Origin of the sequence: Pseudomonas sp. A-R-19 (genome assembly GCF_019956575.1) — a bacterium.
GTDB lineage: Bacteria > Pseudomonadota > Gammaproteobacteria > Pseudomonadales > Pseudomonadaceae > Aquipseudomonas.
The window spans coordinates 72,474-79,756 of record NZ_JAHBDR010000051.1 but is presented as its reverse complement, the minus strand read 5'-3'; the positions used below and the strand labels follow the sequence as shown (position 1 = coordinate 79,756).

4 protein-coding genes are annotated in these 7,283 nt (G+C 60.7%); all 4 read left to right on the top strand.

The features are described 5' to 3' along the window. Window positions 1–818 precede the first annotated feature (818 nt). The 4 genes from KGA88_RS13850 (at window position 819) to KGA88_RS13835 (ending at window position 7,279) form a co-directional block, all read left to right on the top strand. Window positions 819–2,870 carry a putative bifunctional diguanylate cyclase/phosphodiesterase gene (locus tag KGA88_RS13850; protein ID WP_110660835.1) on the top strand — a complete coding sequence of 684 codons (2,052 nt, stop codon included), beginning with the start codon at window positions 819–821 and terminating at the stop codon, window positions 2,868–2,870. A 253-nt stretch (window positions 2,871–3,123) separates the two neighbouring features. Then, window positions 3,124–4,479, top strand: coding sequence for an imelysin family protein (locus KGA88_RS13845; protein ID WP_223591707.1), 1,356 nt, complete (start codon window positions 3,124–3,126; stop codon window positions 4,477–4,479). A gap of 280 nt (window positions 4,480–4,759) precedes the next feature. Further along, window positions 4,760–6,187, top strand: a complete 1,428-nt coding sequence (locus KGA88_RS13840) for a di-heme oxidoredictase family protein (protein WP_223591705.1) — start codon at window positions 4,760–4,762, stop codon at window positions 6,185–6,187. A 27-nt stretch (window positions 6,188–6,214) separates the two neighbouring features. After that, on the top strand, window positions 6,215–7,279 hold the full coding sequence (locus KGA88_RS13835) for an imelysin family protein (protein ID WP_223591703.1): 1,065 nt from the start codon (window positions 6,215–6,217) through the stop codon (window positions 7,277–7,279). Window positions 7,280–7,283: the final 4 nt, after the last annotated feature.

Sequence of the window (7,283 nt, the reverse complement as noted above, 5' to 3'; positions counted from 1 at the left end):
GGCTGGCAGGCCGCTATCGCTGGCAAGCCAGCTCCTACAAGGGATCGACGTATGTCTGGGAGATATTGGTTGGCTGGCAGGCCGCCATCGCTAGCAAGCCAGCTCCTACAAGGGATCGACGTATGTCTGGGAGATATTGGTTGGCTGGCAGGCCGCTATCGCTGGCAAGCCAGCTCCTACAGAAAAGCAAAAGCAAAGACAAAAGCCGCGTACACCCGCCGCTCTTCACCACTCATCAGGCCGAGCGTTAGCTCGCCTGCAGCTCTTGATCTTGATCCACCCGCCCCCTCGGGAGGCCTCGTTCCGGTGTTCATCCGGGGATTGGCGCGCAGCGCCGTTCGACGCAGTCGAACTCATCGCATGTAGGTGCCAGCGAAGCCAACCGGAGGGCGATGCCCCCGGATGAATGCCGGAGCGAAGGAACCCCGAGTCTAAGCGAGGGGCCGTACGCAAGGGGCGAGACCTTTTGGTTCCTTTTGTGTCGTTTGACAAAAGGGACTCGCCGTAAGGGCGAAACCATAAGTGGCCGTTACCGCAGAAACGGATATGCACTCCGTTAAAAACCCAAACCCACTCACCTTGCCCCACCACCACAGACAGCTAACATCAAACAAAAGGAAAATATCTACACCCCACCCCTCAAGTTGAAGGACTCGACAACCGACACAGTGCTAATAGCCTAACTCGTCAAGACAACTGCAAATCGGCCAAGCAGCAGGCAAAATCCCCCAAGGATGATTGTCCCTTTGACTGCCATCACCGGATTGCCAATACTCATGGCAACTTGATGCTACCCGCACGGAACAAGGAATAACCCTTTGAAGCTGGAACTCAAGAACAGCTTGTCGGTGAAGTTGCTCCGGGTCGTGCTCCTGTCGGCATTGATCGTCGGCGTGGTCTTGAGCTGCGCGCAGATCGTGTTCGATGCCTATAAAACACGCCAGGCCGTCGCCAGCGATGCCGAGCGCATCCTCGACATGTTTCGCGACCCCTCGACCCAGGCCGTCTACAGCCTGGACCGGGAAATGGGCATGCAGGTGATCGAAGGCCTGTTCCAGGACGACGCCGTGCGCCAGGCCTCCATCGGCCATCCCAACGAAGCCATGCTCGCGCAAAAATCCCGCGAGCTGCAGCAATCGAGCAGCCGCTGGCTGACCGACCTGATTCTTGGCAAGGAACGCACCTTCACCACCCAACTGGTCGGTCGCGGGCCTTACAGCGAGTATTACGGCGACCTGAGCATCACCCTCGACACCGCCACCTACGGCCAGGGATTCATTGTCAGCTCGGTGATCATCTTCATCTCCGGCGTACTGCGCGCGCTCGCCATGGGGCTGGTGTTGTACCTGGTCTATCACTGGCTGCTGACCAAGCCGCTGTCGCGGATCATCGAGCACCTCACGGAAATCAACCCGGATCGTCCCAGCGAACACAAGATCCCGCTGCTCAAGGGGCACGAGAAGAACGAACTGGGCATCTGGATCAACACCGCCAACCAGTTGCTCGAGTCCATCGAACGCAATACCCATCTGCGCCATGAAGCGGAAAACAGCCTGCTGCGCATGTCCCAGTACGATTTCCTCACGGGACTGCCGAACCGCCAGCAATTGCAGCAGCAACTGGACAAGATCCTCGTCGACGCCGGCAGACTGCAACGCCGGGTCGCGGTGTTGTGTGTCGGCCTCGATGACTTCAAGGGCATCAACGAGCAGTTCAGCTACCAGACTGGCGACCAGTTGCTGCTGGCCCTGGCCGATCGCCTGCGCGGCCATAGCGGTCGCCTGGGTGCCCTCGCCCGCCTCGGTGGCGACCAGTTCGCCCTGGTCCAGGCCGATATCGAACAACCCTACGAAGCCGCCGAGCTGGCGCAAAGCATTCTTGATGATCTGGAAGCGGCGTTTGCCCTCGACCATCAGGAGATCCGCCTGCGCGCCACCATCGGCATCACCCTGTTCCCCGAGGACGGCGACAGCACCGAGAAGTTGCTGCAAAAGGCCGAGCAGACGATGACGCTGGCCAAGACCCGCTCGCGCAACCGCTATCAGTTCTATATCGCCAGCGTCGACACCGAAATGCGTCGCCGCCGCGAGCTGGAAAAAGACCTGCGCGATGCCCTGATCCGTAACCAGTTCTACCTCGTCTACCAGCCGCAGATCAGCTATCGCGATAACCGCGTGGTGGGCGTCGAAGCCCTGATACGCTGGCAACACCCCGAGCACGGCCTGGTGCCGCCAGACCTGTTCATCCCGCTGGCCGAACAGAACGGCACCATCATTGCCATCGGCGAATGGGTGCTGGACCAGGCTTGCAAACAGTTACGCGAATGGCATGACCAGGGTTTCAGCGACCTGCGCATGGCGGTGAACCTGTCCACGGTTCAATTGCACCACGCCGAACTGCCGCGGGTGGTCAACAACCTGCTGCAGATGTACCGCCTGCCACCGCGCAGCCTGGAGCTGGAAGTCACCGAAACCGGCCTGATGGAAGACATCAGCACCGCCGCCCAGCACCTGCTCAGCCTGCGCCGCTCCGGCGCGTTGATCGCCATCGACGACTTCGGCACCGGCTATTCGTCCTTGAGCTATCTCAAGAGCCTGCCGCTGGACAAGATCAAGATCGACAAGAGTTTCGTTCAGGACCTGCTCGATGACGACGACGATGCGACCATCGTTCGCGCCATTATCCAGCTGGGCAAGAGCCTGGGCATGCAGGTGATTGCCGAAGGCGTGGAAACCGCCGAGCAAGAGGCCTACATCATTTCCGAAGGCTGCCACGAAGGTCAGGGCTACCACTACAGCAAGCCGTTGCCGGCGCGGGAACTGGGTGCCTATTTGAAACAGGCCCAACGCAGCAATGCCGCTATTTTGTAAAAAACACAACCCTCCTGTAGGAGCGAGCCTGCTCGCGATGATCGTGAACGATGACGCGGGCAACCTGAAAAAACGCGTCGCCTTGAAGTCCTTCGCGAGCAAGCTCGCTCCTACAAGGTTGCGAGCCACCTTCCGTGAATACGAAATATTTCCACCTACAACTCTTTACACATAATGCGAAAGATTTGCATTATGTCGCAGTTTTGCGTGCGCACAGCACGAATCCACCCCCTTTCGAAGCAGGATGTTCGCCATGATTCGTATGCCTCTGGCTACCGCCAGTCTGTTGGCCATCGCTATTTCCCTCGCCGGTTGTGGCGAAGGTAAAGACAAAGAAAAAGCTGCCGCGCCTGCGCCAGCTGCCAGCACTGCGGCTGCCCCGGCTGCTCCAGCTGCTGCGCCTGCCGCTGCCGGTAAAGTCGACGAAGCTGCCGCCAAAGCCGTTGTCGCCCATTACGCCGACATCGTGTTCGCCGTTTACAGCGATGCCGAATCCACCGCGAAGAACCTGCAAACCGCAATTGACGCCTTCCTCGCCAAGCCGAACGACGACACCCTGAAAGCCGCCAAGGCTGCCTGGGTTGCCGCTCGCGTGCCTTACCTGCAGAGCGAAGTGTTCCGCTTCGGCAACACCATCGTTGACGACTGGGAAGGTCAGCTGAACTCCTGGCCGCTGGACGAAGGCCTGATCGACTATGTCGACAAGTCCTACGAACACGCCCTGGGCAACCCGGGTGCCACTGCCAACATCATCGCCAACACTGAAGTACAGATCGGCGAAGACAAGGTCGATGTCAAAGACATCACCCCGGAAAAACTCGCCAGCCTGAACGAACTGGGCGGTTCCGAGGCCAACGTTGCCACCGGCTACCACGCCATCGAATTCCTGCTCTGGGGCCAGGACCTGAACGGCACCGGCCCTGGCGCCGGCAACCGTCCGGCCTCGGACTACCTGGAAGGCAAAGGCGCTACCGGCGGTCACAATGATCGTCGTCGTGCCTACCTGAAGTCCGTGACCCAGCTGCTGGTCAGCGACCTGGAAGAAATGGTCGGTAACTGGAAGCCGAACGTGGCCGACAACTACCGCGCCACCCTGGAAGCCGAACCGGCTGAATCCGGCCTGCGCAAAATGCTGTTCGGCATGGGCAGCCTGTCCCTGGGCGAACTGGCGGGCGAGCGCATGAAGGTTTCCCTGGAAGCCAACTCTCCTGAAGACGAACAGGATTGCTTCAGCGACAACACCCACAACTCGCACTTCTACGATGCCAAGGGCATTCGTAACGTGTACCTGGGCGAATACACCCGTGTCGACGGCACCAAAATGACCGGCGCCAGCCTGTCGTCCCTGGTGGCCAAGGCCGACCCGGCTGCCGACACCGCCCTGAAAGACGACCTGGCCGCCACCGAAGCCAAGATCCAGATCATGGTTGATCACGCCAACAAGGGTGAGCACTACGACCAGTTGATCGCTGCCGGCAACACCGCAGGCAACCAGATCGTCCGTGACGCCATCGCATCCCTGGTCAAGCAGACCGGTTCGATCGAAGCCGCCGCTGGCAAACTGGGTATCTCCGACCTGAACCCGGACAACGCTGATCACGAATTCTGATCAACGCTGGCTGAGTGAAAAAGGCGACCTTCGGGTCGCCTTTTTCATATCTGCTGCACACATCCCGGTGTGGGAGCGGGCTTGCTCGCGAAGACGGCGTCACATTCAACAATTGTGGTGACTGACACACCGCCTTCGCGAGCAAGCCCGCTCCCACAGGGGGGTTATGGGTAAGCCAAATTACCTGCCCCACATCAAGCAAACGATAATTCCTCTTATTCAATTTCCTATCCCCTGTTAGACTTTGCGCCCTTGTTTTGCTCGTCTTGCAGGATGTCTGATGCCCCCGCTGCCTCTTCGCTTGTCCGCACTGTTTCTGGCCCTGGGCCTGAGTGCCTGCGATGACGCCCCGAAATTCACCCAGGCCGAACCCGGTGAAGCCCGCTCTGGCGGCAGTGCGACGGTGCGCAAGACCGATCAGAATGCGTTTTCCATGCCTTCGGCGAACCTGCCGCCGTCACGGCGTGTGGATTTCAGCGTCGGCAACAGTTTCTTCCGCAGCCCCTGGGTGATCGCCCCTTCGACGACGACCGCCCGCGATGGCCTCGGTCCCCTGTTCAACACCAATGCCTGCCAGGGCTGCCACATCAAGGACGGCCGCGGCCATCCGCCAACTCCGGACGATGTGAACGCCGTATCGATGCTGGTACGCCTGTCGATTCCCGACGCCCCGGCGTATGCCAAGGTCATCGAACAGCTCGGCGTGGTGCCGGAGCCTGTCTACGGTGGACAGTTCCAGGACATGGCCGTACCCGGTGTGGCCCCCGAAGGCAAAGTGCGGGTCGATTACGCCGCCGTGCCGGTTCGCTTCAAGGACGGCACCGAAGTCGAGTTGCGTAAACCAAGCCTGAACATCACCCAGCTGGGCTACGGCCCGATGCACCCCGACACTCGATTCTCGGCACGTGTAGCGCCGCCAATGATTGGCCTTGGCCTGCTCGAAGCGATTCCAGACGAAGCGATCCTGGCCAATGCCGAGGCACAGGCCAAGGCGAAAAACGGCATTGCCGGACGCCCGAACCAGGTGTGGGACGACGCCCAGCAAAAGACCGTGTTGGGCAGGTTTGGCTGGAAAGCCGGACAACCGAACCTCAATCAACAAAATGTTCACGCGTTTTCAGGCGATATGGGCCTCACGACCAGCCTGAGACCCGTTGATGACTGCACGGACGCGCAAACGGCTTGCAAACAGGCACCCAGTGGCATCGGCCCGGATGGCGAGCCGGAAGTCAGCGATAACATCCTGCGCCTGGTGCTGTTCTATAGCCGCAATCTTGCCGTCCCGGCCCGTCGCGACGTCAACGCGCCTGAAGTGCTGGCCGGCAAAACCTTGTTCTATCAGGCCGGCTGCCAATCCTGCCACACGCCGAAATACACCACCGCCGCCAACGCGGCCGAACCTGAACAGGCCAATCAAGTGATCCGCCCGTACAGCGATCTGCTGCTGCATGACATGGGCGACGGCCTGGCCGACAACCGTACAGAATTCCAGGCCAGCGGCCGCCAATGGCGTACCCCGCCATTGTGGGGCATCGGCCTGACACAGGCGGTCAGCGGCCACACCCAGTTCCTGCACGACGGCCGCGCCCGCAACCTGCTCGAAGCGGTGCTCTGGCATGGCGGCGAGGCGACAGCGGCGCAGCAACAGGTTTTGTCTTTCAATGCCGAGCAGCGCAGCGCGTTGCTGGCGTTCCTGAATTCCCTTTAACACGCATTCCACTCGCGGGAGCCCAACATGTTCCGTCCCAAACTGTTGTTCACCAGCCTTGCCGCACTCGCCCTGGGCGCCTGCTCGCCCCAGGATCCGCAAGCGGTCACGTCGGCGGCCATCGCCAAGTCGGTGATCCTGCCGACCTACACCCGCTGGGTTGAAGCCGACCGTCAATTGGCGGTCAGCGCCCTTGCCTACTGCGAAGGCAAGGAAACCCTGGAAACGGCCCGCGCCGACTTCCTGCATGCGCAAAAAGCCTGGGCCGAGCTGCAACCCCTGCTGATCGGGCCATTGGCCGAAGGCAACCGTTCGTGGCAGGTGCAGTTCTGGCCGGACAAGAAAAACCTGGTCGGCCGGCAGGTCGAGCAACTGGTCACCGCCCAGCCGCAAATCGATGCCGCCGCACTGGCCAAGTCCAGCGTTGTGGTACAGGGTCTCTCGGCCTACGAATACATTCTGTTCGACAGCAAGCCTGACGTGGCCAACGCTGAGCAGAAGAGCAAGTACTGCCCGCTGCTGGTCGCCATCGGCGAACGCCAGAAGCAATTGGCCGAAGAGATTCTGCAAACCTGGAACAACACCGACGGCATGCTCGCGCAAATGAGCAAATTCCCGAACCAGCGTTACGCGGACTCCCACGAAGCGATCGCCGAACTGCTGCGCGTACAAGTCACGGCCATCGACACCCTGAAGAAAAAGCTCGGCACGCCGATGGGTCGCCAGAGCAAGGGCGTGCCGCAACCGTTCCAGGCCGACGCATGGCGTAGCCAGTCGTCCCTGGCCAGCCTCGAGGCCAGCCTCGCGGCCGCCAAGACAGTCTGGGAAGGTGTGGACAACAAAGGCCTGCGCAGCCTGTTGCCGAGCGAGCAGAAACCCTTGGCCGACAAGATCGATGCCGCCTATGCCGCCTCGCTGAAACTGTTCGCCGGCAACCAGCGCTCGCTGACCGACATGCTCGGTGACGACGCCGGCCGCCAGCAACTCAACGATCTGTACGACAGCCTCAACGTTGTCCATCGCTTGCACGAGGCTGATCTGGCCAAGGCGCTGGGCATCCAACTGGGCTTCAACGCCAACGACGGCGACTGATGGG

Coding starts and splice junctions, on each gene's coding strand:
- KGA88_RS13845 (WP_223591707.1), top strand. CDS start 3,124: ATGATTCGTATGCCTCTGGCTACCGCCAGTCTGTTGGCCATCGCTATT.
- KGA88_RS13835 (WP_223591703.1), top strand. CDS start 6,215: ATGTTCCGTCCCAAACTGTTGTTCACCAGCCTTGCCGCACTCGCCCTG.
- KGA88_RS13840 (WP_223591705.1), top strand. CDS start 4,760: ATGCCCCCGCTGCCTCTTCGCTTGTCCGCACTGTTTCTGGCCCTGGGC.